The following is a 25,456-nucleotide window of genomic DNA, read 5'->3' as shown; positions in this document are numbered from 1 at the left end:
TTTGTAATATGTGGAAATTTGATATTCAAAATTATGTATATCGAAATTCTTGCTGGGCGTGGTTTGCGTATTTGAATCCTCAGATTGCGTATAATTGACTTCCGCGTACGGGTGATCCGGATGAACCGGACACAAAAAAGGCGACAGGCTCCGATTTCGGAGCCTGTCGCCTGATACTTATATTGTTACTGTATGTTGTCCGTTATCCCGGCGGAATCGGGGGCGGTTGCTATCCCGTTCCCGGCTATTCTCCCGGGGACGGGACGCCGGGTTCGTTTTCTGGGGCGGTGTCCTTTGTGAGTGTTTCGCCCGTGAGTTTTTTTGCCCAATGTCCGGGGGACGCCAGCATGGTGAACGGGTAGCTGACATCGAACCATACCTCCGAGATTTTGGAGTCGGGTGTGTCCAGCGGTTCTATGTCGATCTTGTCGTACGGGATGCCGTCGTCTTTGCGGATGAGTTGCTGCCCCAGGACTTGCCGGACGCCCATGTAATCGTACATGAGGGTATATTCGTCACGGACGTTGACCACGACCGCCGGATACTGTTCGCTCCCGTCCCCGAGCAGGCTTATCCATGTCAGCAGGGCATAAAGCCTCCATTCGAGCCGTTGCACCTCTTCGTCGGGCCGTCCGAGTTCCCGGGCGATCCACAAAGCATCCGACAGCGCGTGGGGCGTTGCCGGGGCTTTCTTCAGGGCGGAATTCAATGCGTCGTATGCCTCCGCATAGCGCTTTTCCTTGGTCGCTTCGTTCCACGGATCCCGGCCGTAGCCCCCGTCGTATTCGTCACGGTAGGCGTACCCGTAATAAAGCACGAGGAAGTCGGAACCGAAAAGTGTCGTGTCGGCCTTCTCGAAGCGTTCGGCGAGTTGCCCGTAATACCTGTCGTCGCGTGCATGGCGGCCGAAAACCATGAAATCGAGTCCTTCGCCGGCCGTCGCTTCCTGCCATACCGAATCCTGCGCGAAGGGGTCGTCGGCTGTCGGTGCTGCCATGGCGGATGTGCCGGCCTGTTCATCGGCCTGCATGCGGCAACTGTCTGCCGCGGCCGGTTGCTGGGCTTTTCCCGGAAGGCTGCATCCCAGTGCGAGCAATAAGCCCCAGAGGATTGGTTTCATAGGCGTGGGGGCGCTTTATTTCGTTTCGTGGCCGAACAGGGCGTTCACGAACTCCCTGCGGTCGAAAATGCGGAGCTGGTCGATGCCTTCCCCGATCCCGATGTAGCGCACCGGGATGTGGAACTGGTCGCTGATGCCGATCACCACGCCGCCTTTGGCCGTGCCGTCGAGCTTGGTGATGGTGAGCGAAGTGACCTGCGTCGCCTGCGTGAACTGCCGTGCCTGTTCAAAGGCATTTTGTCCCGTGGAACCGTCGAGCACCAGCATCACCTCGTGCGGGGCCCCCGGGATGACCTTGCCCATGACGTTGCGGATTTTGGTCAGTTCGTTCATCAGGTTGACTTTGTTGTGCAGGCGGCCTGCCGTGTCGATCAGCACCACGTCGGCGCCGTTGGCCTTGGCCGACGTCAGCGTGTCGAACGCTACTGATGCCGGGTCGGAACCCATCTCCTGACGGATCATCGTCGCCCCGGCGCGGTCGGCCCAGACTTTGAGCTGGTCGATGGCTGCAGCGCGGAACGTATCGGCGGCGCCGATCCAGACTTTCAGTCCGGCCTTGGTCAGCTGTGCAGCGAGCTTGCCGATGGTGGTGGTCTTGCCCGCGCCGTTGACGCCGACGACCATCACCACGTAGGGTTCGCCCTGCCTGGCGTCGAGCCCGAAATGCTTCTCCGAGCCGTGCGACTCCTCCATCAGCGACATAACCTCTTCGCGCAGGATGGACTGGAGCTCGGAGGTGTTCATATATTTGTCGCGCGCTACGCGCTCTTCGATGCGCCGGATAATCTTCACCGTGGTTTCCACGCCCACGTCCGACGTAATCAGCACCTCCTCCACGTCGTCCAGCACGTCGGCATCGACCGTCGAGCGGCCTGCTACGGCGCGGGCGAGTTTCGAGAAGATTCCGGTCTTGGTCTTTTCGAGCCCTGCGCTGAGCTCTTCCTGCTGCTGTTGCCGGCTTTCCGGAATGTCTGCTGCGGCGTTATCCTGTTTCTTTTTGAAAATATCGAAAAATCCCATACTTATATTTAATATATCCTGACAAAGATAATAAGAAAGTTTGGAAAAAAACGTTATATTTGCGCTATATACATTTCCTGCAATGATGAAAAAAACGATCCTGCTGCTGTTGGCAGCGTTTTGCGGCGTACTGACTGTCGCAGCCCAAGACCTGATAATCAAGGCCGACGCCTCGAAGGTCGAAGCGAAAGTGACGGAGATTACCCCCGAGGCCGTCCGCTACAAGCGTTTCTCCAATCCCGACGGCCCGACTTATGTCCTGCCCGTGTCGGAAATCAGCTATATCCAATATGCAAACGGCGAGAAAGAGTATTTCAAGGCTGCCGCGAGCATTCCTGCAACACCGTTGACCCCGGCCCTCCCGGCCGAAGAGCCTGCAACGGTTTCCGCCGCTCCCGCTGCGGCCGAGGCGCCTGCCGCCAGCCCGGCCGGTGGGGTGAAGTATGTGGTCAAGGAGTACGAGATCGGCGAATTCTATAACCAGAACGGGATCAAGGGCGTCGTATGCATGCTCTCCGACGACCGCCAGCACGGGCTGGTAATCTCGCTCGATGAGATTTACCTGCACTGGAGCGAGTTCCGCAAACCCGACCTGCGCGTCATCGGTACGGACAACCGTTCCGACGGCAGTGTGAATATGGAGAAAGTCGCGGCCTACATTGCCGAGAACAACCTCTCGTGGGACGATTTCCCGGCATTCAAGTGGTGCCGCGAGAAAGGCGAGGGCTGGTACCTTCCGTCGATCGACGAACTGCTGAACATCGGCCACAATTACAGCGGCGGGACGCGTGTGCAGTCCAGCCGCCAGGCCCGCAACCGTTTCAACAACGCCCTCAAGAATAACGGCGGCAAGCGTATGGATCGGCTGGTCTACTATTTCTCCTCGACCGAGAAGGACGAAAAGTCGGCCTTTACGTCACATATGGGTATCGAACCTCCCTATGTCGTTGAAATTCCCAAGTATAACAATTTCCTGGTGCGCGCGGTACACAAATTCTGATCCGCCGGGAAGGTCGGTAAAACACAAAGGGCATCCGATCGGATGCCCTTTGTATTTAAGAATAGCTCTTAAAATACTTATTTCTTCTCTTCGAAGAATTCCTTGACCTGGTCGTTGGGAATGATGCCTTCCTTGAACATGTAAGCACCGGTCTTGTCCGACTTGACCATCTTGATGCACTTCGTAAAGTTCTTACCCGTGCCGGTTTTCAGTGTTGCGACTACTTTCTTTGCCATAGAGCTTCAAAACTATTTAATTTCACGGTGAACGGTGACCTTCTTCAAAAACGGATTGTACTTTTTACGCTCCAGACGGTCGGGGGTGTTCTTTTTGTTTTTCGTCGTGATGTAACGGGACATTCCCGGAACTCCGCTCTGTTTCTGTTCGGTGCATTCGAGAATGACCTGAACCCTGTTGCCTTTCTTTGCCATTTGTTACTTCGGTGTTTTAGTAAACGGACTTGGGTGCGGCAGCCTCGCGCAGTGCTACTGCAAGACCCTTCTTGTTAATTGTTTTCATTCCGGCTGCCGACACCTTCAGGGTGATCCAGCGGCCTTCCTGCTCGGACCAGAAACGCTTGGTTTTCAGATTGGGGCTGAATTTGCGTTTGGTCTTGTGGTGCGAGTGCGAGACGTTGTTGCCCACGATCGCTACCTTGCCTGTGATTTCGCAAACTTTCATTGTTGTTTTCGCTAAATTTGTTCGTTATTCCCGTAAGGGAGTGCAAATATAAGGAAAAAATGAGAATTAAAGATTAATAATTCATATTAATTTTCCAGTGTATGGTCTATTGTATTGGTTTTTAGTGTTTAACGTAGCGGTATCGAAAGTACGAAACGTGCCCCTCCGCTGTAGTCCGTGTCGAGTTTTATCGTGCCGTCCAGGGCTGAGGCGATCAGCCGGCATACCGTCAGCCCGAGCCCAAGCCCTTGCGAGAAGGTGTCGAGTTTGACGAAGCGGCCGAAAATATGCTCGGCCTCGGAAGCCGGGATGCCGGGGCCCGAGTCGGTTACCGTGAACGTGATGCGGCGGTTGCCGCCGTCGAGCGTGTAGGCGAGCGTGATATCGCCGTCGGCCGCGAAGTGCACGGCATTGCGCAGCATTTCGGTGATGGCTTTGGATATCAGCACGCGGGAGGTGTGCAGGTGGAATTTTTCGCATGCCGGGACGAAACGGATGTCGGCCGCCCGGGGGCTGTACTGCGAGACCTTCTGAATGCACTCCAGGCAGCATTCGTTGATCTCGGTCGGCCCCATGACCGGCGGGGTTTCCGACGATTCGAGCCCGGCGACGTAGAGTACGTCGTCCACGAGTTTTTGCAGGTAGCCGCTGTTTTCCTGGATGATGCCGATATAGGATTGCCGTTCGGCGGCGTCGGCATCGTCCGAGGCTGCGGCCAGCTCTGCAAACCCGACGATGGAGTTGAGCGGCGTATTGATTTCGTGTGTGATGTTGCGGATGAAGATGCCCTTCATCCGGTTGCTCTCTTCGGCGGCCCGCTTCGCGCGGGCGAGGTGGCGGTTCATGCGGAGCATCACCGCGATGAAGACGGTGGCCAGCAGGAGGATGCACGCCAGGCCGATGGTGCCCAATTGGGTGCGGTGCAGGCGCTCTTCCTGCGCCTGCTGGTGCAGTTCGGCCTTTTCCACGTTCAGCCGGTTGACGTCGAGCAGCGTGGCGAATTCCCCGAGTGTCTTTTCGTTGTCGTCGTTGACCCGCTTGTGATACAGGTCGATGAAGTGCTGCAAGTCCTCATAGGCGGGCCCGAAGTTGCCGAGTGCTGCGTAGGTGTCCGCGCGGGTTTTGTAAATATAGTAGAAATACGATTCCGCGTAGCCTTCGTTCCCGAACAGTCCGATCAGTCTCTCGATCGTTGCGAGCGCCTTGGTGTATTCGTGCGAGGATTTGTAGATCGCCAGCTGGATTTCGGTCAGGTTGATATCGGTGAGGTAACCGCCGTGTCCGGCCTTGATCTCTTCGAACAGGGCTTTGGCCTTGGCGATCTGGTCGGTCTGGAGAAGCAGGAGCACTTCCTTTATTTTCAGCGACCAGATATACTCAGGCAGGGGGATGCAGGCCTTGCCCTTTTCGATCGCCTCCGCGGCTTCGGGATAGCGTCGCAGATCCATCAGCATGGTCGCGAGTTCCGAATAGAGGTTCGAGAGCTGGAATTTGTCGAGCCCGTTCTGGATCATGAAGTCGATTGCCTTGCGGTAGTATTCCACCGATGCCTCTTTCAGCCCCCGTGTGCGGTAGATGTGCCCGAGTTGTTTGTATGCATCGGCGGTTGCGGGCTTGTAGTTGTCCTTTTCGGCCTGCGACATATACTGCTCCAGCTCGTATTGGGCGAGCGTGTATTGCGCCTGCTTGGTATAATAGAGGATCAGCCGCGACCATGTGAAGTAATAATATTTGAGCTGGTTGTGCTTGCGGGCGAAATCCTGCACGCGGGGAATCCATGCCTTGAGCGAATCGAGGTCGTTGTTGAAATAGTAATGGTCGGCTTTCATGCTCAGCGCAACGGCCTGCATCCGGATGTCGTGCTTCTCGCCCGAGAGCCGGAACAACGTGTCCGCCTTGCTGAGGACGGCCGTGTCGCGTATGTTGTTGTTACACCAGCGGTAATAGGCGTAAAGCGTACTGTCAACTTGTTGGTGGCTTTCGTTTCCAGCATGGGCCGTAACGAGGAGCATACCGAACAACACCGACAGGAATAAGGTTCTTTTCATTTTGCATCGGGCTGAATTGATGCAAAAATAAGCTAAATTGTTTAGAAAAACAAGGGAACAGCCGATGAATTGAAACTATTTGTCCGGTTGTGCGGCGAGCAACTCCTCTTCGAGCAGTTCGATGGCGGCCGTTCCCGCTTTGCGGATGATCTGCGTGCGGTCGCCTTTGGCGTGGATCAGCCGGGCCGTGGTGCGCAGCGGCGAACTGACGGCGATCCATACCGAACCGACCGGGTATTCGGGGGTGCCGCCCGTGGGGCCTGCGATCCCAGTCGTGGCGATGGCATAGTGCGCATTTGCCAGATGGCGGACGCCTTCGGCCATCTGGCGTACGACCTGTTCGCTGACGGCGCCGTAGCGGGCTATCGTATCGCAGCAGATGTTTACGAAGTTCTGCTTGGCATCGAGGCTGTAAGTCACTACGCCGCATTTGAAATAGGCCGAGGCGCCCGGCATGGCCGTGAAGCGTGCGGCGATGGTACCGCCCGTGCAGCTTTCTGCCGTGGCAAGGGTCTGGATGCGGTCGGTCAGGAGTCTGTGCACCCGCTCCTCGGGCTGCTGACGCATACAGGAGGTGAGGACGAGGAGTGCACCGATGGTTGAGGCAAGTATTCTATACATGGGGCGAATGTATTATTTCCCGTTGAGTTCATCGCGCAGCAGACTGATGGCGAAGGCGCTGGCCCGGTCGATGATCTGTCCGCGGTCGGAACCGCACTGTTTGAGGATTGCGGTCGTCCGGTGCGGGGTCGCCACGGCGATCCATACCGTACCGACAGGCTTTTCGGCGGAGCCGCCCGCGGGGCCTGCGATGCCGGTGGTCGCTATGGCGCAGTCGGCGCCCGAGATCCGCCGTGCCCCTTCGGCCATCCGGCGTGCGACCTCTTCGCTGACGGCGCCGTGGCGGGCGATGACCTCCGGGGCTACGCCCAGGATGTCGTGTTTCGAGGCGTTGCTGTACGAAACTACGCCGCAGAGGAAATAGGCCGAAGCGCCCGGCATGGCCGTGAAACGCGCCGCGATGCTGCCTCCGGTACAGCTTTCGGCCGTGGCGAGGGTCAGCCCGCGCTCGGTGAGCAGCTTGTGCACCAGTTCCTGCATGGTGGTCGTTTCGTACCCGATGATGTTGTGGGGGATGATTTTCCGCAGTGCCTCGAATTGCCGTTCGATCTCCTTCGAAACGCTTTCGCCCTCGACCTCATAGGCCGACAGGCGCAGCCGTACGGCGCCCGGATTGGGCAGGTAAGCCAGTTTCAGGTAGGATGGCAGGGAGTTTTCCCATGCTTCGATCTTCGTGGCGAGCATCGACTCGGGCAGTCCGGCTGTGATCATCGTGCGGTGCACGATCTGGCGCAGTTCGAAATGCGCTTTCAGGCGCGGCATCACTTCGTCCTGCATCAGGTGTTCCATCTCGTAGGGGACACCGGGCAGCGAGACCACCACCTTGCCGTCGCGTTCGAACCACATGCCCGGAGCCGTGCCGTGGGCGTTGAACAGCACCGTGCAGCAGGCCGGAACCATCGCCTGCCCGCGGTTGAGTTCGTTGAACTCGATGCCGCGCCCTTCGAGCATGCGTTTCACATGGTCTGCGACCCGCTGGTCGGGCACCAGTTCGCAGCCGAACATTCCGGCCAGGGTCTTTTTGGTGATGTCGTCCTTGGTGGGGCCGAGCCCCCCGGTGATGACGACGACGTTGGAATCCCCCAGAGCGCGTTCCACGCTCCGGACGATCTGTGTGCTGTCGTCGCCGATCGAAACCTTCTCGTGTACGACGATGCCGGCAGCGTTGAGGTGCTTGGCGATGGATACGGAGTTCGTATCCACGATCTGGCCGATGAGGATTTCATCGCCGATGGTGATGATCGTTGCTTTCATGGCAATATCTGAGGCTCAGGATGCGGGCTGTTTCTTGCGGGTGTCCGGTTCGTTATCCGCAGGTCGTGCCGGGCCGTTCTGTGTTTCCGGTGACGGGTTCGGCACCGATTCTGCAGGTGCGGCGGCCTGCGTTTGGGCTGCCGCGGCGGTTTCCGTTCCGGGTGCGGCCTTCCCGGCTTCCGGTGCCTGTGCGCCGGAAGCCGTCGCTGCTGCGGCTTTTGCCTCAGCGGCCTGAGCAGCAGCCCGGGCCTCTTCTTCGGCTCTCGCTTCCGCGGCTGCCTTGGCGGCTGCGGCCGCTTCGGCATCGGCGATCAGCGAACGGCAGATTTCGCCGACCAGCCCCGGCCCTTCGTAGATGTAACCGGTGTAGAGTTGCAGGAGGTCTGCGCCTGCGTCGAGCATCGCCTTGGCATCGGCGGGGCTCATGATGCCGCCCACGCCGATGATCGGAAAGTTGCCGCCCGAACGGGTGTGGATGCGCCGCACGACCTCTACGGCCCGTTGGGCGAGCGGTGCGCCGCTCAGGCGGCCGCTGCCGATCTTGTCGAGCGCCATGTGGCTCGTATGCAGCCCTTCGCGGCGGTGGGTGCCGTTGGTGGCCACGATGCCGTCGAGCGGCGTTTCGAGCAGGATGTCGCTGATTTCGTCGATGACTTCGTCCGACATGTCGGGCGACACTTTGAGCATGATCGGCCGGTACTGGTTTTGCCCGCGGCGGAAGTCGAACAGCGGATCGAGTATCTGGAGTATGTGCGTGCGCGTATGGGTGGTACCTTCGCGGCAGGAGTTGTCGCAGCTGATGTTCACCGTGAAATAGTCCGCATACTGGTAGAGGTTGCGGAAGAGCCGGAGGTAATCCGCGGCCGCATTTTCGGGGGGCGTCACGGTGTTCTTGCCGATGTTGCAGCCCACGATGAACCCTTCGTGCGGGCGGCGCAGGTGGCAGATCGTCTTGTCCAGGCCGCGGTTGGAGAGCCCGATGCGGTTGATGATGGCGCGGTCTTTGGGCAGCCGGAACACGCGCGGGCGCGGGTTGCCTGCCTGCGGGCGCGGGGTGACGGTGCCTATCTCGATGAACCCGAACCCGAGCGCCGCCAGTTCTCGGTAGGCCTCGCCGTTGCGGTCGAAGCCCGCGGCCAGGCCGATGGGATTGGCGAATTTTACACCGAAGACCTCGCGTTCGAGCGCCGGGTGCCGTACGGTGTAACATTTGCGCAGGAGCCACCGGCCGCCGGGTATGAGCCCGATGATGCGCAACAACAGAAGCGCCACATGGTGTGCCCGCTCGATGGTAAGCGAGAAAAGTATGGGCTTTATGATTCTCCGGTACATATTCTTAAGGGCATTGTCCGTGGCCGCAAAGGTACTAAAAAAGAATTGATTTCGCTAAAAGTATTCCCTGCGGTAGCGGTAGTGGTCGCGCATGGCCTCGAAATCGGCGGGCCGCGCCTTGAGGCGGTGGCTTTCGGCTTCGATGTCATAGGCGTCGCGGATGGTCGTGCAAAGCTCCTGCCACGGAATCGGCCGCGGGACGGAGGGGGCGGCTTCGGAGGGGTACCAGCCCCGGAGCGGAAGGCCGAAGAAGCCGGCCAGCGTGGCCACGGACATGGCCGTGGCCGTGGCTTTGCCCTGCTCGGAGTAGCCGGCGACGTGGGGCGTGGCGAGCAGCGTGCGGTCGAGCAACTGCGGGTCGAGGCGCGGTTCGTGTTCCCAGACGTCGAGCACACAGGAATGGCCGCTCCGCAGCAATGCGTCGCCGTCGACCACTTCGCCGCGCGAGGAGTTCATCACTACGGCGTCCGGTTTCAGGCGGGCGAACAGTCCCTCGCCGGCCATGTGCCGCGTCGAGGCGTCAAGCGGCGTGTGAAAGGTGAGTATGTCGGCTTGGCGTGCGACCTCGTCCAGCGGCAGGAATCCGCAATGCTCGCGCTCTTCGCGCGGCGGGTCGCAGCAGACGACGCGGAAGCCCCACAGGCAGGCGTATTCCCGGATGAGGGATCCCACGTGCCCCACGCCCACGATGCCCAGCGTCCGTTGTGCGGGCTCCCATCCCTGTGTACGGGCGAGGTGGGCCAGTACGGCACCCGCCCATTGCAGGACGCCGCGGGCATTGCAGCCTGCGGCCGTGGCGACCCGTATGCCGTGCGCCGCGCACCACGCCGTGTCGATGTGGTCGAACCCGATGGTGGCCGTGGCGATCAGACGGACGCGCGAACCGGCGAGCAGGCGTTCGTCGCAGCGGGTGCGGGTGCGGATGACCAGGGCGTCGGCGTCGCGCACGTCCTCCGCGGCGATCCGGCTGCCGGGCAGGTAGCGTACCTCGGCCCACGGCTCGAGGACTCCCTGCAAAAAGGGGATGGCACTGTCGGCGACGATTTTCATGGATGGTTGCTTTTTCCTGATTTCTTTTCTTTCCGGGAAGCAAATATAGGGAAAAAATAAAATTTTTGTACCTTTGTCATTTAAAACAAACGTTTTCATTGAGCGGGGCAGAGGCTGTATGCAGACTGTGCCGGGCGCAGGAGATGAAGAATGAAACTCATCCTATGGAACTAAAAGCCTTCGATCCCGACGGGGTCGGCGTGGATAACGGAACCTATTTCGGGCTTCCTTTCGAGCCCGGGACGGCCGAGCTGGTGCTGGTTTCGGCTCCGTGGGACGTGACGGTGTCGTACGGAGCCGGGACGGCCTATGCGCCCGACGCCGTTATCGAGGCCTCGACACAGCTCGATTTCCACGAGCCGCTGGCTCCCGGCGCGTGGCGCCGGGGGATCGCCACGGCCGATGTGGACTATGCGTTGCTGGAGGAGTCGCAGCGCCTGCGCGGCGATGCGGAGAAGGTGATCGCCCACCTCGAAGGCGGGGGCAGTCCCGAGGACGACTATGTGGTACGCAAGGTGCGCCGCATCAACGAAGGCTGCCGTGCCATGAACGCCAACATCGGGGCGCAGGCCGCACGGTGGCTCGACGCCGGGAAGACCGTGGGGCTCGTCGGGGGCGACCATTCGACGCCTTACGGACTGATCCGTGCCCTGGGTGACCGCCACGGGGAGTTCGGCATCCTGCATATCGACGCCCACTGCGACCTGCGCGATGCCTATGAAGGCTTCGAGTTCTCGCATGCTTCGATCATGTTCAACGTCCTGCGCGACGTGCCTTCGGTGAAGAAGATCGCCCAGGTTGCAGTGCGCGATTTCAGCGGGACGGAAGCCGCCCTGGCCGCTTCTTCCGCCCGTGTTGCCACCTTCGACGACCTGTCGCTTGCCGCCGCGATGTTCCGCGGCGAGACCTGGGACGCGCTGTGCCGGCGAATCGTGGATGCGCTGCCGCAGGAGGTTTACGTGAGCTTCGACATCGACGGCCTCACTTTTGAGAACTGTCCCCATACGGGTACGCCCGTCTGCGGGGGGCTTACGTTCAATCAGGCCGTGTGGCTGCTCGATACGCTCGTGCGTTCGGGGCGCCGCATCATCGGGTTCGACGTCGTGGAGGTCGCTCCGGCGCCTGAAGCGAAAGTGGATGCCATCACCGGGGCGCGCATGCTCTGGAAATTGTGTAATTTGACATTAAAATCAAACGGACGGTAAATGCGACTATTTTCAATGTACCGCTGGGTACGTGAGCGTCATATGATCGGTATACGCGGCCGCAATTTTCTGGAAGCCCCCTGGGCGGGAGGCGTCGTACTGCTCGGTTGTGTGATCGTAGCCATGCTGCTGGCCAACCTGCCCGGGACTTCGCTCTATTACCGCCATCTGCTCGAAACGGATCTTTCGCTGATGGTGCACAGCCCCGATGGGCTGATCGACTGGGTTTTCCCGCGCGGAATGACCGTCGAGAAGCTGATTAACGACGGCCTGATGGTGATTTTCTTTTTCGCCGTCGGACTCGAAATAAAGCGGGAGATCGTTTGCGGGCAGCTTTCGTCGGCACGCCAGGCCATCCTGCCTGTATTGGCGGCCGCAGGCGGCATGCTCGCCCCTGCGATCATTTTCCTGTTCTTCAACCACGGCACCATAGCGGCCAACGGATGGGGTATACCCACGGCCACGGACATCGCCTTTGCCATCGGCATCCTTTCGATGCTGGGCGACCGCGTGCCGGTTTCGCTCAAAATATTCCTCACGGCACTGGCCATCGCCGACGACCTGGGGGCAATCCTGGTCATCGCGCTCTTTTACGGGGGGCAGGTGCAGATAAGCTGCCTGCTGGCGGCATTGGTCATCATGCTCGCGGTCTACTTCATGAAGGAGATGGGCGAAAAACGCATGTTCTTCTACCTGGTGCCCGCCGTGGTGATCTGGGGGTTGTTCTACTATTCGGGCGTGCATTCGGCCATTTCGGGCGTGGCGATGGCCATGCTGATCCCGATGACGCCCCGTTACAGCAAGGAGTATTTCGCCCATAAGATGCGCCACCTGAAGGAGTTGATGCTGGCTGCGAGAACGTCGGGCGATGATTTTCCCAACGAGCACCACCGGTTCTACATGCGCCGCATGCGTTTGCTGGCGGCCGACTCGGTGGGTATGAGCTACCGCCTGGAGCATTCGCTGGCGCCCTATGTCACGTTCCTGGTGATGCCGATTTTCGCACTGGCGAACGCCGGTGTCGAGATCACCTCGCCCGAGTACCTGAATATTTTTCACTATTCGTCCGAGATCGGGTCGATCGGGATGGGTATTTTCTTCGGGCTCGTGGTCGGTAAGCCTTTGGGCATATTTCTTGCGAGCTGGGGTGCCGTGAAATCCGGCCTTGCCGTGATGCCCGAGGGGGCTACATGGCGCCTGTTGCTGGCCGTGGCCTGCCTGGGCGGCATAGGTTTCACGATGTCGTTGTTCGTCGATGCGCTGGCCTACACCGAACCCGACCTGATCGACCGGGGCAAGATAGCGATCCTGATGGGCTCGACGGCCGCGGCCGTGCTGGGAAGCCTGCTGATTTTGGTTTTTTCGAAGAAACGGAAATAAATAATATGCGTAAAACATTTTTTGCCCTGACAGCCATGGCGTTGCTGGCCGGAGCCTGCTCCAGGAAGTCGGGCGGGGGCGTGAAACTCAAGGCCGACACCGATTCGGTAGCTTATATCATCGGTATGAACGTGGGCATGAACCTGCTCAAAATGGATTCGACGCTCAACGTCAATGCCGTATGCGAGGGTATCCGCGACGTGTTCCGTGCCGGGGCGAAACTCTCGGCGGACGATGCCGAGGTCTATTACCTGCGTTACATGAACTATGTGCTGCCCGAAAAGGCGCGTGCCTACGAGGAGCAGTTCCTCGCGGACTTCGCCAAATCGAACCGCAGCTATGCCCGCACGCCGTCGGGCGTGACCTACGCCGTGGAGGTGCTGGGCGATCAGGAGCAGATTCCGGTTTCCGACCGGGACAGCGTTGCGCTGCGCTACATCATCCGCACGGCCGACGGGGCCGACGTCTACTCCTCCTACGAGCGCCGCGACACGCTGCGCACGTCGCTCGGCAGCCTGAACAAAGGGATGAAGGAGAGCGTGAAGCTGATCGGCAAGGGCGGGAAGATCAATGCATGGATGCCTTCTGCGGTTGCCTATGGCTCTGCGGGGGACAAAGAGCTCGGGATCCGGCCCAATGCCACGCTTTATTACGAAATCGAGCTTGTCGATCTCGACAAATATACGAATTGGTCGCGGCGCAATAATTTACGCCGGTAATTTGGGGCGATATCGTAATTATTTTATAACTTTGCGCGGGTGAACCCCGAACAGGCTCAAACGATTAGACTAAACATATTCAAAAAACGATGAAAAAGATTCTTTTTGCCGCGGCGCTTGCGGGTGCCGCAATCCTGACCGCCTGCGGAGACAAGGGCGGCGGTGTCCATATGGGCAGCCTTTCCGAATTCGACTCGCTGTCGTATGTGCTGGGTGCGAACATTGGTAACGGTATAAATTTTGAAATGAGGGACATCCCCTTCGATTTCAAGGCCATCGACAAGGGTATCAAGGAAAGTGCGATGGGTAAGGCTACGCAGGAGCACGACAAATCGCTCGAAATGCTGCGCGAGTACTTCATGACCAAGCGCGGCGAGCGCGCCCAGGCAATCGCCGCCAAACGTGCCGAGCAGGACAGCATCCGTCTGGCCGGAGGCGACAGCACGAAGGTCGAATATCCCACGGCCGACCCTGCCATGTTCGAGAACGAGGAGGAGCGCGCCGAGATTTCGTATGCTTTCGGTAACGACATCGGTTACAACATCAGCCAGAGCGGTATGCCCATACAGCTGGTTTGGATCGGTCAGGCCATGCAGGACGTACGTGACGGCAAGGCCAAGATGACCGAGGACGAGGTAAACCAGTACCTGCAATATTATTTCATGGTGAAGCGCCCTGCCGAGAATGCCGCCGCATCGAAGGCATGGCTGGAGAAGACCGAGAAGAAGTCGGGCGTCAAGAAGACCGAGTCGGGCCTGCTCTACAAAGTTACCAAGGAGGGCGACGCTGCCAAGATGGCGAAGGATCCCCGCGATGTGGTTCGGGTACACTATACCGGATATACGCGTGAAGGCAAGGTGTTCGACACCTCGATCTTCAAGAACCGCTCGAAAGAGCAGCAGGAGATGATGCGCAAGCAGAGCCCCGATTCGTTCGATGAAAAGGGCGCTCCCAAGGAGGCTGACGAACCCGCCAAGTTCCCGCTGAACCGTGTCATCAAGGGTTGGACGGAAGGTCTCCAGCTCGTGGGCGAGGGCGGTAAGATCACGCTCTGGATTCCGAGCGACCTGGCTTACGGTACGCGTGGTGCAGGCCGTGACATCGGCCCCAACGAGGCGCTCCAGTTCGATGTGGAAGTGATCGAAGTAATCCCTTACGAGGAGCCCGCACCGGCCGATTCGACCGCGACGACTCCTGCACCGGCACCTGCAAAATAAGCGGGATGCATTTCCGGAAGATATTTGGAAGCGGGCTCCGAGCGGAGCCCGCTTCTTTTTTATATAAATAGGTATTCCATCGGTGTGAACCGGATGCCGTCGACGGTGCGTTCGTCGCCGGTCGCGCGGAATCCCAGCCTGCGGTAGGCTCCGACGGCATAGGGCGAGGAGTTTACCGTGATCCGGGGCGTGTCCGGTGCCGTGCGGCAGTGGTCGCGCAGTGTTGAGAACAGGGCCCGGGCGATGCCCTGCCGATGGCAGGCTTTCTCCACGAAAAGCAGGCACAGGTGGCTGCGTCGCGTCAGGGCGATGATCCCGACGAGCCTTCCCTGCCGGAAAGCGCCCCACGATTGCATCGACCCGTTGCGGTGCTGTGCCGCGAGGGCTTCCGGTGCGACAAAGCGGAGGAATGCGCCGATGCCCTCGGGGCTGTATTCCGGGGCTTCGAACTCGGCGAAGACGCGCCCAGCGAGGGCGGATGCTGCCGGCAGTTCCGTTTCGTGCAGGGGGCGTATGGCGGTGTCGGTAGGTTTTTCCATGTTTATGCGTATAAAGCAACGGCGGCCGGAAATCGCTCCGGCCGCCGCTGTGTATGGTGTCTGCCCGTTTTAGAACGGCAGGTCGTCCACTTCTGCCGGGGAAGAGGCGTATGAGGGCTCTTCGGGAATGGGCGGCATGTCGGGCATCGGGGCGGCGGATTCGGCCTGCTTGGGTTGGATGCGCCATGCGCGGATGTCGGTGTACCAGCGGCCGTTGTATTCGCGCGACTCGATGTTGACCGAGACGGTGTAGGCGGCACCCTCTTTCAGCCGGGCGACGTCTTCGGGCTTGTTGAAGAACGTCACGCAGATTTTGCGTGCGAACGAGCCTTCGTTCATCTCGAACACTACGTCCTGGCGCTGCCAGTCGCCGCGTGCGGAGGTGCCTTTCGTCACGGGCATTATTTTGTAAACGGTTCCTTCGAATTCCATGGTATCGATGTAAAATGTGTTGATAGATTTGTTTGTGACAAAGGTAGGAAAAAAATCGGGACATTCGGAGCGGGAGCGGTTGAAAAAGCCGTAAGAATTTTTTGCTGGGCGGGACACGACATCCGAATTTTTTCCTGATTTGCAGTCCGAAAACCGAAATTCGAAGCTGCAACGCCGCGCATCCTGCATATTTCCATTGTATTCAGTGCGGCCAATGCCGGGATGCACAGTGTTTCGGTCGCCTGTCTGGTCGACCAGTGCAGCCGGGTAAAATGATCTTGTGCGATTTCCGCCCTGCCCGAGGGGCGGGTTTTTCATTTTTGCACGCTGCATGCCCGGCTGTCCGGTAGCTTGGGTATTGTGCGCTGCCTGCCTGATATTCGGTTGTTTGACGGGCTTTGGCGGCAGGCCGGCAGCCTGTGCGGGGATAGTACCTTTGCCGGAAAAGTTCGAAATATGATTTTTATATTCGAAAAATGACTTTTTGGATTCGTATTTTTTGCAAGAGCGTGTAAAAGTAAAATAAAAACATTATTTTTGGCTTCAAAGGAAATTAAAAACAACCTGAAACGAAACCAAATCTTAATGATTATGAAAAAACTATTACTATTGTTCCCATTGCTGCTAAGCTGCCTGTGGGGCATTGCCGCAGATGAGTTTCGTGTGGCGGAACTGAGGTGTGAATACCGGGACAACCCGTTGGCGATCAATACGCTGACGCCGCAATTCAGTTGGCAGACGCTTTCCGTCGGCCGCGGATTCCTGCAGGCCGGGTATCAGATTCAGGTGGCGTCCGACCCCGCCGACCTGGCCAGGGGCCGGAAGCTGTTGTGGGACGAACAACGCAAATCCGATGTCTCACTGCATGTGCGCTATGCCGGGCGAACGCTGAAGCCGGGGCAGCGCTATTACTGGCGCGTGCGGGTAAGCGATGCTGCGGGGAATTATTCGCCGTGGAGCGAAATCCGGTCGTTCGCGGTCGGCCTGCTCGACGGCAGCGATTGGGACGGAGCCCGGTGGATCGCCTTCGAGGAGCTGCCCGACAGCCTGCGCGTGGTGCCCGGACAGGAGTTCAACAAAATAAAGATCGGCGACAGGAAAACGGCGCTCAACCGGCTGCCGCAGTTCCGCCGTGAAGTGAAGGTTACCAAGCCCGTCGAGCGGGCGACGGTCTATGTCAGCGGCCTGGGACAGTTCGAGCTGTTTCTGAACGGGGCGAAGGTGGGCGACAATTTCCTCGACCCTGCGTGGAGCGACTACGACAGGCAGGTGTGCTACCAGACGTTCGACATCAGCGAAGAATTGCAGCCGGGAGGCAACGTGTTCGGTGTGATGCTCGGCAACGGCCTCTACAATGTGCCGCGCGAACGCTATTTCAAGGCGCTCATCAGCTTCGGTTATCCCAAGATGATCTTCAAGGCCGAGATCGAGTATGCCGACGGGACGCACGAGACTATTGTCAGCGACCGCGCCTGGCGTGTGACCGAAAGCCCCGTGACGTACAGCAGCATCTTCGGCGGCGAGGATTACGATGCGACGCGCGAGCGGACAGGATGGATGCTGCCCGGCTACGACGCTTCGGCCTGGGCCGAGCCGCTGGTGACGACCCAGCGCGGGAAGTTGGTTTCCCCCGTCGCCGAACCCGTGCGGGTGATGGAAGAGTTCCCCGTGGTCTCGATCCGCAAGACCCGCCACGGCAAATGGCTGTACGACATGGGCCAGAACTTCTCGGGGACGGTGCAGCTGGAAGTCCGCGGCAAACGCGGGCAGAGCGTGCAGCTCAACACCACCGAGCTGTTCAATTTCGAGTGCGACTCGATTACCGAATGCGGCGGCTACCGCGGTGAATACAGGTTGACCTACACCCTGCGCGGCGACGAGGTGGAGACGTGGCGCCCCCAGTTCACCTATTTCGGACAGCGTTACGTGCTGGTGAGCAATGCCGTCCCGGCCGGGGAGGAGAATCCCGAAGGGCTGCCCGAGATCGTTACCCTTCGTGGCCTGCATACGCGCAACGCCACCCGGATGGCCGGGACGTTCCTCTGTTCGAACGACCTGCTCAACAAGACCGAGGAGCTTATTGCGTGGGGTATCAAGGGCAATATGGTGAGCTATTTCACCGACTGCCCCCACCGCGAGAAGCTGCCGTGGATCGAGCAACTGCACCTGATGTTCGGGTCGCTGCAATCGAAGTTCGACGTGTATACCCTCTACGATAAGATGCTGACCGACATGGAGCTCGCGCAGACGCCCGAGGGGCTTATCCCCGATATCTGTCCCGAATATGTCACTTTCCTCGACGGGTTCCGCGATTCGCCCGAGTGGGGCAGCGCGTTCGTGCTGGCACCGTGGCTGGTCTACGAGTACTACGGTGATTTCCGGTTGGTCGAGCGGCATTACGAGGCGATGAAGCGCTATGTGGATTACCTCAGTTCGAAGGCCGACGGGCATATCCTTTCCCACGGGCTCGGCGACTGGTGCGACCTGGGGCCCAAATACCCCGGCCGAGCGCAGCTCACCTCCCTGGCCGGAACGGCGACACCGATCTATTATATGGACGCCGAGACGATCCGCAAGGCGGCCGAGAAGATGGGGCGCAAGGAGGATGCCGCGAAATACGGGAAGCTGGCACAGGATATCCGCAAGGCCTACAACGAAAAATACTATCATCCCCAGACCGGGAGTTATGACAAGAACAGCCAGGCCGGCAATGCGCTGGCGCTCTACTCGGGCATTTGCGAGCCGCAGAACCGCGATGCCGTGCTGGCGAACCTGGTGCAGGACATCCGCAGCCGCGGCAATGCGCTGACGGCGGGCGACGTGGGATACAACTACGTGCTGCGGGCGCTGGAGCAGAGCGGGAATTCGCAGGTGATCTTCGACATGAACTCGCGGTACGACGTATACGGCTACGGTTATATGCTCGCCCAGGGCGCTACGGCGCTGCCCGAATCATGGCAGGCACTGCCCCGCAAATCGCACAACCACCTGATGCTGGGGCACCTGCTCGAATGGTTTTATACCTATGTGGGCGGCATTCGCCGCGACGATTCGGTGCAGGCCTATAAGAAATTCATCGTCAGGCCCGAGATCGTGGGTGACCTGCGCAGCGCCAAGGCCTCGTTCCGCTCGCCCTATGGACTGATCCGCAGCGAGTGGACGACCGAACAGGGCGGTTTCGACCTGTTGGTCGAGGTGCCGGCCAACACCACGGCGCGGATTTATGTCCCCGCCCCTGCCGGCAGCCGGGTTTGCGAAAGCGGGCTCGAAGTCGCGCAGTGCAAGGATGTCGAAAGCCTCGGTACCGAGGACGGGTACCGCGTATTCGGCGTCGGGTCGGGTATCTACCGCTTCAGCGTGCGATAGGCGATCCGGTTTGGAAAAGGGGGCCGTACTGCGCAAGTACGGCCCTCCTTTTGTTTTGCCGCCGCGATGCCATCAGGGTGTCTCCGCAGAGTCTCCGCAAGGTTCCTGCATTATTCCTGCATTATTCCTGCAGACGTCCCGCAGACTTCCCGCAAGATGCCCGCATTCCCCGTAAGCCGTTGTGCCGCCGGTGCTTCCCGTGTCACCGATGTTTCCGTACCGCTGGTGCTTCCCGTACCGCTGGTGCTTCCGGTGCTGCCGTGCCTGCGCTATATCACCGCCGCCTGCGGATTTCGCCGGGACGGGGCGTTTTTCCGGCGGACAATGAAAGAAAAGGGGGATGGTTGTAGTTTTTAATAATATTTACTATCTTTACGCCCAGGTTGTTAGGTGATAATTTCCGGCATGGGAAGCTGGCTGTGGGGCGATTCGGTTACGGATCGTAACTTTATGCCGTGGAATTTTGCAAATGCCGAACCTATCCGATAATTTAAATTATAGAATGATGTGTGATCCGATTAAATCGATCGCAACCCGTTTGCGCGGATTGCGCGAGGTGCTCGAACTTTCGGAGCAGGAAGTGGCGGACAGTTGCCGTCTGTCGGTCGACGAGTACAGGGATATGGAGAGCGGCGATGCCGATATTTCGGTCAATGTGCTGCAAACCATAGCCCGCCGCTACGGGATCAGCCTGGATGTGCTGATGTTCGGCGAGGAGCCCAAGATGAACTCCTATTTCATCACCCGTGCCGGCACGGGTGTATCGGTCGAACGGCGTGCGGCCTATAAGTACGAGGCGCTGGCCTCGGGTTTCCGCGACCGCAGGGCCGACCCCTTCATCGTGACGGTGGAGCCTTCGGCTGCCGATGCCCCGATGCACCTGAACTGCCACAAGGGGCAGGAGATGAACTACGTGCTGGAAGGGCGCCTGCTGATCTCGGTCAGCGGCAAGGAGCTGGTGCTCGGCGTGGGCGACAGCCTTTATTTCGATTCCGGCCTGCCGCACGGCATGAAGGCGCTCGACGGCAAGCCGGTGCGTTTCCTGGCGATAATAATGTAGGCATATGGTGGAGAAATTTTTATCCCGGACGGTATTTACTTCCCAGGAAGACTACATAAGGAATTTCCGCATCCGCGTCCCCGCGGATTTCAATTTCGCCTATGACGTGGTGGATGCCTATGCGGCGGAGGAACCCGACAAGAAGGCGCTGCTGTGGACGGATGACCGGGGCGGCGAGATCCAGTTCTCCTTTGCCGACATGAAGCGTGAAACCGACCGCACGGCCTCCTATTTCCAGAGCCTCGGCATCGGCCGGGGGGGACATGGTGATGCTGATCCTCAAGCGCCGCTATGAATTTTGGTTTTCGATCCTTGCCTTGCACAAACTGGGAGCCGTGGCCATCCCGGCGACCCACCTGCTGACCAGGAAGGATGTCGTTTATCGTTGCAACATGGCCGGAATCAAGGCGATCGTCGCCGCGGGCGAGCCGGTGATAACCGGCCATATCGCCGCGGCCATGCCGGAAAGCCCTACCACGAAGCTGCTGATAAGCGTCGGCCCCGAGGTTCCCGAAGGGTTCCTCGATTTCCACGAGGGCATCCGCCATGCAGCGCCTTTCGTGCGGCCGCAGCATGTGAACACCAACGACGACATCATGCTGATGTATTTCACCTCCGGCACGACGGGCGAACCGAAGATGGTCGCCCACGATTTCACCTATCCGCTGGGGCATATCAGCACGGGGTGCTTCTGGCACAACCTCCACGAGGGCAGCCTGCACCTCACCATTGCCGACACCGGATGGGCGAAGGCCGCCTGGGGCAAGTTGTACGGGCAATGGCTGGCCGGGGCCAACATTTTCGTTTACGACCACGAGAAATTTACGCCTGCCGACATCCTGCGCAAGATCGGGCAGTACCGGATAACCTCTCTGTGTGCGCCGCCTACGATCTACCGTTTCCTGATTCGCGAAGACCTTTCGAAATACGACCTTTCGTCGCTGGAGTACTGTACGACCGCGGGCGAGGCGCTCAACGGTGCCGTTTACGACTCGTTCAAACGCCTGACCGGCGTCCGTCTGATGGAGGGTTTCGGGCAGACCGAAACGACGCTGACCCTCGCCACCTTTCCGTGGATGGAGCCCAAGCCCGGCAGCATGGGCGTGCCCAACCCCCAGTACGATATCGATCTCTTGACGCCCGACGGCCGTTCGGCCGAGGACGGCGAACAGGGGCAAATCGTGATCCGTACCGACCGGGGGAAGCCGCTGGGGCTTTTCAAGGAGTATTACCTGAACGACGGGATGACGCACGAGGTCTGGCACGACGGCGTGTACTATACGGGCGACGTGGCATGGCGCGACGAGGACGGATATTTCTGGTTCGTGGGGCGTGCCGACGACGTAATCAAGAGTTCGGGCTACCGGATTGGCCCCTTCGAGGTGGAGAGCGCCCTGATGACCCATCCGGCCGTCGTCGAATGTGCCATCACTGGGGTTCCCGACGAGATCCGGGGGCAGGTGGTCAAGGCGACGATCATTCTGGGGGAGAAATACAGGCCGCGGGCCGGGGAGGAATTGATCCGGGAGTTGCAGGATCATGTGAAGCGGATCACCGCGCCTTACAAGTATCCGCGCATCATCGAATTCGTGGACGAACTACCGAAGACCATCAGCGGTAAGATTCGCCGCAAGGCGATCCGTGCCGACGACGAGAACCGGTAGCCCGCGCCGCCCGGGCGGTAGCTATGTCCCTGCTCCGCATACCGCCCTGTGCGGGAGTTTTTGCCGGGGAGGGACGATACGGCGCCGGCAGAGAGCGATGCGGCCGGATGAACAAACGAAGGCGGGAGGCTGCGATGTTCGCAACCTCCCGCCTTCGTCGTGGACCCAGAGGGGCATGATCCCACGACCTTCGGATTATGAGTCCGCTGCTCTAACCGACTGAGCTATGGGTCCTGCATGGCGCATGAGCGCTTTTTGCGTTGCAAAGATAAAAAAACAATTCAGATTGCGCAACCATTCGGGGCGCCGTGTGCGAAAAAAATGATGCGCCCTGTGTCCGATTCCGGCCGGGTGGCAGTGTCCGGTTGCTCGGATCCCGTAAAAAAATATGAGCGGGATGTTGTTTGTTGGAAATAAATTAGTACCTTTGTCCCGCTTAAGCATCAATTAAAAACAAAAACAGCGAAATGAAAAAGGGTATTCATCCGGAGAATTATCGTTTAGTGGCGTTCAAGGACATGTCCAACGACGTCGTGTTTTTGTGTCGGTCCGCCGTTTCGACAAAAGAAACCATCGAAGTGAACGGCGAAACCTATCCCGTGTATAAGATGGAAATTTCCAACACCTCGCACCCGTTCTACACCGGTAAGATGAAGTTGGTTGACACCGCTGGTCGCGTCGATAAGTTTATGAGCCGTTACGCAAAACGCTACGATAAGAAGGGCGCGAAGTAAGACTTCCCTCCCTGCAAGATAAAGGCCGTACCGGAAGGTGCGGCCTTTGTTTTTGCCGTTGCCGAGCCCTTTGTGCCGGGATGCTCCGGCACGGATAATGCTGATTTTCCGGGTGCCGGGAAGATTTTTGAACAGGGTATCGTTTTTATATTTATATTTGCCTCCCGAAAAGCAAACAATAACTTAAATTTTAGAAAGTTATGAAGTACGTTACGGTCATGGCGCTGGGTGCGGCATTCGCCCTCGCATCCTGCGTGAGCAAAGGGACGGTCGTCAGGGTCGAAGACCAGCGGGACTCGCTCGTTTCGGTCGTCAGCGCCAAAGATTCGCTGATAAATGCCGTTTTCGAGGACATCAATACGATTTCTGAGAACCTGATGCTGATAAAGACCCGTGAAAACCTGATTTCTGTGGCGGGCGGTAGCGAAGGCGGCCGCCGTCCCATCGAGGAGATCAACAACGATATTGCGGCGATCGACCGCCTGTTGCAGGAGAACAAGGACAAGATCGCCTCGTTGCAGCGTGCTGCGGCCCAGCTGCGCAAGGCTAACCTGCGTATCGACGGACTGGAGAAAATGATCGGGGATATGAATGCGCAGCTTGCCGAGAAGAAGGACGAAATCGCCCGTCTGCGGGAGAGCCTGAACAAGATGGGTGTCGAAGTGGAGACTCTGACCGAGCAGGTCGCCGAGCAGAATGCCCGGGCGGAAACCCTGAATACCGAAAAAGTCGAGCTGGAGAACCAGCTCCACACGGTCTATTACATCGTCGGTGCCGAAAAAGAACTCCGCGAGGCGCAGATCATCGACAAGCAGGGCTTTATCGGGCGAACGCTGACGGTGAACAACACCAGTAACCTGGAGAGTTTTACGAAGGCCGATTCGCGGTTGCTGTCGGAGATTCCCGTGGGTCGGAAAAAGGTGACCGTCGTCACGGCGCAGCCCGAGGATTCCTACCGGCTGGTTACCGGCGGCGAGAAGGATAAGATCGTCACTAAATTGCTCATTACCGATCCCGTACGTTTCTGGGAGTCGTCGAAAATACTGATTATAAGCTATAAGTAATGGCTGCTGCCGGCGTTTGCCGGCTATGCAAAGCCCGGGAGGCGTCGCAATTTATTGTGGCGCCTCCTTTTTCCTTCCGGTCGGGAGGGCCCGGTTTTCCTGCATAGAGGCAGAGGTTTTTCCGAAATTCGGACTGTTTTGTGTGAAAATGCGATGAACGACCGTTTATGGCCACCCGGATATCAGCCTTAGAAAAGTGCGATTTTTGAGTTAATATGCTTTTATATAGGTCATTGCACGCTTTTCTGAAGGCGAGAAGCCCCGGCGCCCTATGCCCCAGAAGGAGGATTTTACGGTAACGGGATGTTTTTTTGTATGCAAAAAGGGTGGACGAAAGTGTTTGTTTTTTGTCGGTTATGATTTTTTGTGTAACTTTGGACAATTAAATTATCATCGAATATATGGATCAGACCAAACCGCAGTTTGTGGAGCTGGCATTAAAGGAGAATTGTCCTGCGGATTGTAGTAGTTGTCCCACGTTTCCTGCGCCGTTCCGCCGTATCGGCGATTCGAATTATTGCCGTTTTGTACAGATGACCCTCACACCCGGCGAGGGCGTGACCTTCCCAGCCGACCGTATGGTGCGTATCCTTTTCGTCATGTCGGGGTCGCTCATGATAGAGCATGGCGAAACGGTGCGCCTGGTGACTTCGAGGCAGTACGTGTGCCTGGCACGCGGCGAAAGGTTCGTTGCGACGGCCCAGGACGAGGCGAATATTGTCGTGCTGTCGCTGATCCACAGGATCGAATTCTGCGAACAGGACATTTTCGACAAGGTGATGCCCTATGATACGGTCATTCCCAATGAGGACGTGCCCAAGCTGGCGATGCATCCGTCGATCGAGCGGTTGCTCGAAGGGCTTTTCATGATCCCGGAGATGAGCGGTTGCTCCCGCTACCACAAGATGAAGGCTACGGAGCTTTTCATGATGATCAAGGTGCTTTATACGCCGACCGAACATGCCTATTTCTTCCAGTCGATGATTCAGCCGCAGGACAATTTCCGTGTCTTCGTGTGCAACAACTACGACAAGGCACAGGGTGTAGCCGAGTTGGCTGCCCTTGCGGGCATGAGCCTTTCGGTGTTCAAACGTCGTTTTGCCGAACATTTCAATGACAGCGTTTACCATTGGATGATGCGCCAGAAGGCACTCAAGATTTTCGCGGACATACGCGACGGCGAAGACAGTACGAAGGCGCTGATGAATAAGTACGGGTTCCGTCACTATACGCAGTTCAGCCGTTTCTGCAAGAATTACCTGCAGGCGACGCCCGCCCAGCTGATCGCTTCGATCAAGGAGGGGTAGCCCTGTCGGTCGTCCCGGCCCGGACTGGGACGAGGCTGTGCCGGCAGCGTGGGTTTGTTGTCGGGAGTTGGAACAGGGAGGGAACGCCTTCCCGGTTTTTTGTTTCAGGGGCGCGGCAGCCGGTATACGTTGAGGTCGGTGAATTCCCCGTCGGCGAGCTGCTCGCCGCGTACTTCGATGCGGTCGAGCCGAAAGCCGAGGCGCAGCGGGATCCGGTTGCTCCGCAGGTTGCCTGCGGCGCATTTGATTTCGACATTCTCCATGCCCATTTGCCCGAAGGCCATGCGGCAGAGCGCTTCTGCAGCTGCGGTCATGAGTCCCCGTCCCTGGTATTCGGAGCGAAGCCAGTAGCCGATCTCGATGGTGCGGGTGCGACTGTCCGCCGATTTGAACCCGATAAGCCCCGCGAAGGCATCCCCGACACGCAGCGTGAAGACCGGGTTGGCCGGGTCGGCCAGCATGGCGGCGACCACTTCGCGGGTCTGTTCCACGCGGTGCGTCGCGGCTACGAACGGGAGCCAGCGCCCGAGGTGTTCGCGCTGCGTGTCTATGGCCGTGAAGATGTCCGGGGTGTCGTCCGCACGGAGCGGGCGTAACCCGAAGCCGTCGGGCAGGGGTGTCGCGTTCATGGCATACTGTGTTT

23 protein-coding genes, 1 tRNA gene and 1 pseudogene are annotated in these 25,456 nt (G+C 58.7%); 11 read left to right on the top strand and 14 right to left on the bottom strand.

Annotated features, from left to right (window positions below; all coding sequences use genetic code 11):
* Nucleotides 1–244: 244 nt before the first annotated feature.
* Both NQ559_RS03640 and ftsY read right to left on the bottom strand, forming a co-directional pair.
* Nucleotides 245–1,120, bottom strand: coding sequence for a DUF4919 domain-containing protein (locus tag NQ559_RS03640; protein WP_083923875.1), 876 nt, complete (start codon nucleotides 1,118–1,120; stop codon nucleotides 245–247).
* 15 nt (nucleotides 1,121–1,135) lie between these two features.
* Nucleotides 1,136–2,140: a signal recognition particle-docking protein FtsY gene (gene ftsY, locus NQ559_RS03635; RefSeq protein ID WP_018696731.1), complete on the bottom strand. Its 1,005-nt coding sequence runs from the start codon at nucleotides 2,138–2,140 to the stop codon at nucleotides 1,136–1,138.
* A gap of 82 nt (nucleotides 2,141–2,222) precedes the next feature.
* Here ftsY and NQ559_RS03630 point away from each other — a divergent pair, with 82 nt between their 5' ends.
* On the top strand, nucleotides 2,223–3,140 hold the full coding sequence (locus tag NQ559_RS03630) for a hypothetical protein (protein ID WP_018696730.1): 918 nt from the start codon (nucleotides 2,223–2,225) through the stop codon (nucleotides 3,138–3,140).
* 77 nt (nucleotides 3,141–3,217) lie between these two features.
* Here NQ559_RS03630 and NQ559_RS03625 read toward each other — a convergent pair whose 3' ends face one another.
* The 8 genes from NQ559_RS03625 to NQ559_RS03590 form a co-directional block, all read right to left on the bottom strand.
* Nucleotides 3,218–3,376: a DUF4295 domain-containing protein gene (locus tag NQ559_RS03625; RefSeq protein WP_009596369.1), complete on the bottom strand. Its 159-nt coding sequence runs from the start codon at nucleotides 3,374–3,376 to the stop codon at nucleotides 3,218–3,220.
* A gap of 12 nt (nucleotides 3,377–3,388) precedes the next feature.
* Entirely contained in the window at nucleotides 3,389–3,571 is a 183-nt protein-coding gene (rpmG, locus tag NQ559_RS03620; RefSeq protein WP_018696729.1) for a 50S ribosomal protein L33, read from the bottom strand.
* Nucleotides 3,572–3,587: 16 nt separating this feature from the next.
* Nucleotides 3,588–3,821: a 50S ribosomal protein L28 gene (gene rpmB / locus NQ559_RS03615; protein ID WP_009596398.1), complete on the bottom strand. Its 234-nt coding sequence runs from the start codon at nucleotides 3,819–3,821 to the stop codon at nucleotides 3,588–3,590.
* Between the two features lie 128 nt (nucleotides 3,822–3,949).
* Nucleotides 3,950–5,869, bottom strand: coding sequence for an ATP-binding protein (locus NQ559_RS03610; protein WP_026318536.1), 1,920 nt, complete (start codon nucleotides 5,867–5,869; stop codon nucleotides 3,950–3,952).
* A gap of 75 nt (nucleotides 5,870–5,944) precedes the next feature.
* Nucleotides 5,945–6,490, bottom strand: a complete 546-nt coding sequence (locus tag NQ559_RS03605; RefSeq protein WP_018696727.1) for a CinA family protein — start codon at nucleotides 6,488–6,490, stop codon at nucleotides 5,945–5,947.
* 12 nt (nucleotides 6,491–6,502) lie between these two features.
* Nucleotides 6,503–7,744: a competence/damage-inducible protein A gene (locus tag NQ559_RS03600; protein WP_018696726.1), complete on the bottom strand. Its 1,242-nt coding sequence runs from the start codon at nucleotides 7,742–7,744 to the stop codon at nucleotides 6,503–6,505.
* 15 nt (nucleotides 7,745–7,759) lie between these two features.
* Nucleotides 7,760–9,076, bottom strand: coding sequence for a quinone-dependent dihydroorotate dehydrogenase (locus NQ559_RS03595; protein ID WP_018696725.1), 1,317 nt, complete (start codon nucleotides 9,074–9,076; stop codon nucleotides 7,760–7,762).
* 54 nt (nucleotides 9,077–9,130) lie between these two features.
* Entirely contained in the window at nucleotides 9,131–10,126 is a 996-nt protein-coding gene (locus NQ559_RS03590) for a 4-phosphoerythronate dehydrogenase (protein ID WP_018696724.1), read from the bottom strand.
* Between the two features lie 164 nt (nucleotides 10,127–10,290).
* Between NQ559_RS03590 and NQ559_RS03585 the strand changes: the two genes are divergently transcribed.
* From NQ559_RS03585 to NQ559_RS03570, 4 genes are all read left to right on the top strand, one after another.
* Nucleotides 10,291–11,331, top strand: a complete 1,041-nt coding sequence (locus NQ559_RS03585; protein WP_018696723.1) for an agmatinase family protein — start codon at nucleotides 10,291–10,293, stop codon at nucleotides 11,329–11,331.
* Nucleotides 11,332–12,711 (top strand): Na+/H+ antiporter NhaA, encoded by a 1,380-nt coding sequence (gene nhaA / locus NQ559_RS03580; protein ID WP_229107451.1) that lies wholly within the window; start codon nucleotides 11,332–11,334, stop codon nucleotides 12,709–12,711.
* Between the two features lie 5 nt (nucleotides 12,712–12,716).
* Complete coding sequence (locus NQ559_RS03575) at nucleotides 12,717–13,430, top strand: FKBP-type peptidyl-prolyl cis-trans isomerase (protein ID WP_018696721.1); 714 nt, start codon at nucleotides 12,717–12,719, stop codon at nucleotides 13,428–13,430.
* A gap of 89 nt (nucleotides 13,431–13,519) precedes the next feature.
* The gene (locus tag NQ559_RS03570) at nucleotides 13,520–14,647 is read left to right on the top strand and encodes an FKBP-type peptidyl-prolyl cis-trans isomerase (RefSeq protein WP_018696720.1); all 1,128 of its coding nucleotides are present in this window, start codon (nucleotides 13,520–13,522) and stop codon (nucleotides 14,645–14,647) included.
* A gap of 59 nt (nucleotides 14,648–14,706) precedes the next feature.
* Here the strand turns inward: NQ559_RS03570 and NQ559_RS03565 are convergent, their stop codons facing one another.
* Together NQ559_RS03565 and NQ559_RS03560 are read right to left on the bottom strand one after the other, a co-directional pair.
* Nucleotides 14,707–15,186: a GNAT family N-acetyltransferase gene (locus NQ559_RS03565; protein WP_018696719.1), complete on the bottom strand. Its 480-nt coding sequence runs from the start codon at nucleotides 15,184–15,186 to the stop codon at nucleotides 14,707–14,709.
* Nucleotides 15,187–15,255: 69 nt separating this feature from the next.
* Nucleotides 15,256–15,618, bottom strand: a complete 363-nt coding sequence (locus NQ559_RS03560; RefSeq protein WP_022333736.1) for a DUF3127 domain-containing protein — start codon at nucleotides 15,616–15,618, stop codon at nucleotides 15,256–15,258.
* Nucleotides 15,619–16,209: 591 nt separating this feature from the next.
* Here NQ559_RS03560 and NQ559_RS03555 point away from each other — a divergent pair.
* The 3 genes and pseudogenes from NQ559_RS03555 to NQ559_RS03545 all read left to right on the top strand — a co-directional run bounded on the left by NQ559_RS03555 (nucleotide 16,210) and on the right by NQ559_RS03545 (nucleotide 21,708).
* Nucleotides 16,210–18,984, top strand: a complete 2,775-nt coding sequence (locus NQ559_RS03555; RefSeq protein WP_026318535.1) for a family 78 glycoside hydrolase catalytic domain — start codon at nucleotides 16,210–16,212, stop codon at nucleotides 18,982–18,984.
* 505 nt (nucleotides 18,985–19,489) lie between these two features.
* Nucleotides 19,490–20,044 carry a helix-turn-helix domain-containing protein gene (locus tag NQ559_RS03550; RefSeq protein WP_026318534.1) on the top strand — a complete coding sequence of 185 codons (555 nt, stop codon included), beginning with the start codon at nucleotides 19,490–19,492 and terminating at the stop codon, nucleotides 20,042–20,044.
* 4 nt (nucleotides 20,045–20,048) lie between these two features.
* A pseudogene (locus NQ559_RS03545) lies at nucleotides 20,049–21,708 on the top strand (AMP-binding protein).
* Between the two features lie 160 nt (nucleotides 21,709–21,868).
* Here NQ559_RS03545 and NQ559_RS03540 read toward each other — a convergent pair.
* Nucleotides 21,869–21,942 (bottom strand) — tRNA-Ile (locus NQ559_RS03540).
* Between the two features lie 233 nt (nucleotides 21,943–22,175).
* Between NQ559_RS03540 and NQ559_RS03535 the strand changes: the two genes are divergently transcribed.
* The 3 genes from NQ559_RS03535 to NQ559_RS03525 all read left to right on the top strand — a co-directional run bounded on the left by NQ559_RS03535 (nucleotide 22,176) and on the right by NQ559_RS03525 (nucleotide 24,813).
* Nucleotides 22,176–22,442 (top strand): type B 50S ribosomal protein L31, encoded by a 267-nt coding sequence (locus NQ559_RS03535; protein ID WP_010266563.1) that lies wholly within the window; start codon nucleotides 22,176–22,178, stop codon nucleotides 22,440–22,442.
* 200 nt (nucleotides 22,443–22,642) lie between these two features.
* Nucleotides 22,643–23,506: a Cbp1 family collagen-binding glycoprotein adhesin gene (locus tag NQ559_RS03530; RefSeq protein ID WP_018696715.1), complete on the top strand. Its 864-nt coding sequence runs from the start codon at nucleotides 22,643–22,645 to the stop codon at nucleotides 23,504–23,506.
* 401 nt (nucleotides 23,507–23,907) lie between these two features.
* Complete coding sequence (locus NQ559_RS03525; protein ID WP_227412457.1) at nucleotides 23,908–24,813, top strand: helix-turn-helix domain-containing protein; 906 nt, start codon at nucleotides 23,908–23,910, stop codon at nucleotides 24,811–24,813.
* A 104-nt stretch (nucleotides 24,814–24,917) separates the two neighbouring features.
* Here the strand turns inward: NQ559_RS03525 and NQ559_RS03520 are convergent, their stop codons facing one another.
* On the bottom strand, nucleotides 24,918–25,442 hold the full coding sequence (locus NQ559_RS03520) for a GNAT family N-acetyltransferase (RefSeq protein WP_018696713.1): 525 nt from the start codon (nucleotides 25,440–25,442) through the stop codon (nucleotides 24,918–24,920).
* Nucleotides 25,443–25,456: the final 14 nt, after the last annotated feature.

It is taken from the genome of Alistipes onderdonkii (assembly GCF_025145285.1).
Taxonomy (GTDB): Bacteria; Bacteroidota; Bacteroidia; order Bacteroidales; family Rikenellaceae; genus Alistipes; species Alistipes onderdonkii.
Note: the sequence above shows the minus strand (reverse complement) of the source record. Positions and strands in the feature narration are given on the sequence as shown.

Bases quoted from the DNA above. Each gene is read 5' to 3' on its own strand.
- NQ559_RS03640 (WP_083923875.1), bottom strand. From the start codon at position 1,120: ATGAAACCAATCCTCTGGGGCTTATTGCTCGCACTGGGATGCAGCCTT.
- ftsY (WP_018696731.1), bottom strand. From the start codon at position 2,140: ATGGGATTTTTCGATATTTTCAAAAAGAAACAGGATAACGCCGCAGCA.
- NQ559_RS03630 (WP_018696730.1), top strand. From the start codon at position 2,223: ATGATGAAAAAAACGATCCTGCTGCTGTTGGCAGCGTTTTGCGGCGTA.
- NQ559_RS03625 (WP_009596369.1), bottom strand. From the start codon at position 3,376: ATGGCAAAGAAAGTAGTCGCAACACTGAAAACCGGCACGGGTAAGAAC.
- rpmG (WP_018696729.1), bottom strand. From the start codon at position 3,571: ATGGCAAAGAAAGGCAACAGGGTTCAGGTCATTCTCGAATGCACCGAA.
- rpmB (WP_009596398.1), bottom strand. From the start codon at position 3,821: ATGAAAGTTTGCGAAATCACAGGCAAGGTAGCGATCGTGGGCAACAAC.
- NQ559_RS03610 (WP_026318536.1), bottom strand. From the start codon at position 5,869: ATGAAAAGAACCTTATTCCTGTCGGTGTTGTTCGGTATGCTCCTCGTT.
- NQ559_RS03605 (WP_018696727.1), bottom strand. From the start codon at position 6,490: ATGTATAGAATACTTGCCTCAACCATCGGTGCACTCCTCGTCCTCACC.
- NQ559_RS03600 (WP_018696726.1), bottom strand. From the start codon at position 7,744: ATGAAAGCAACGATCATCACCATCGGCGATGAAATCCTCATCGGCCAG.
- NQ559_RS03595 (WP_018696725.1), bottom strand. From the start codon at position 9,076: ATGTACCGGAGAATCATAAAGCCCATACTTTTCTCGCTTACCATCGAG.
- NQ559_RS03590 (WP_018696724.1), bottom strand. From the start codon at position 10,126: ATGAAAATCGTCGCCGACAGTGCCATCCCCTTTTTGCAGGGAGTCCTC.
- NQ559_RS03585 (WP_018696723.1), top strand. From the start codon at position 10,291: ATGGAACTAAAAGCCTTCGATCCCGACGGGGTCGGCGTGGATAACGGA.
- nhaA (WP_229107451.1), top strand. From the start codon at position 11,332: ATGCGACTATTTTCAATGTACCGCTGGGTACGTGAGCGTCATATGATC.
- NQ559_RS03575 (WP_018696721.1), top strand. From the start codon at position 12,717: ATGCGTAAAACATTTTTTGCCCTGACAGCCATGGCGTTGCTGGCCGGA.
- NQ559_RS03570 (WP_018696720.1), top strand. From the start codon at position 13,520: ATGAAAAAGATTCTTTTTGCCGCGGCGCTTGCGGGTGCCGCAATCCTG.
- NQ559_RS03565 (WP_018696719.1), bottom strand. From the start codon at position 15,186: ATGGAAAAACCTACCGACACCGCCATACGCCCCCTGCACGAAACGGAA.
- NQ559_RS03560 (WP_022333736.1), bottom strand. From the start codon at position 15,618: ATGGAATTCGAAGGAACCGTTTACAAAATAATGCCCGTGACGAAAGGC.
- NQ559_RS03555 (WP_026318535.1), top strand. From the start codon at position 16,210: ATGAAAAAACTATTACTATTGTTCCCATTGCTGCTAAGCTGCCTGTGG.
- NQ559_RS03550 (WP_026318534.1), top strand. From the start codon at position 19,490: ATGTGTGATCCGATTAAATCGATCGCAACCCGTTTGCGCGGATTGCGC.
- NQ559_RS03535 (WP_010266563.1), top strand. From the start codon at position 22,176: ATGAAAAAGGGTATTCATCCGGAGAATTATCGTTTAGTGGCGTTCAAG.
- NQ559_RS03530 (WP_018696715.1), top strand. From the start codon at position 22,643: ATGAAGTACGTTACGGTCATGGCGCTGGGTGCGGCATTCGCCCTCGCA.
- NQ559_RS03525 (WP_227412457.1), top strand. From the start codon at position 23,908: ATGGATCAGACCAAACCGCAGTTTGTGGAGCTGGCATTAAAGGAGAAT.
- NQ559_RS03520 (WP_018696713.1), bottom strand. From the start codon at position 25,442: ATGAACGCGACACCCCTGCCCGACGGCTTCGGGTTACGCCCGCTCCGT.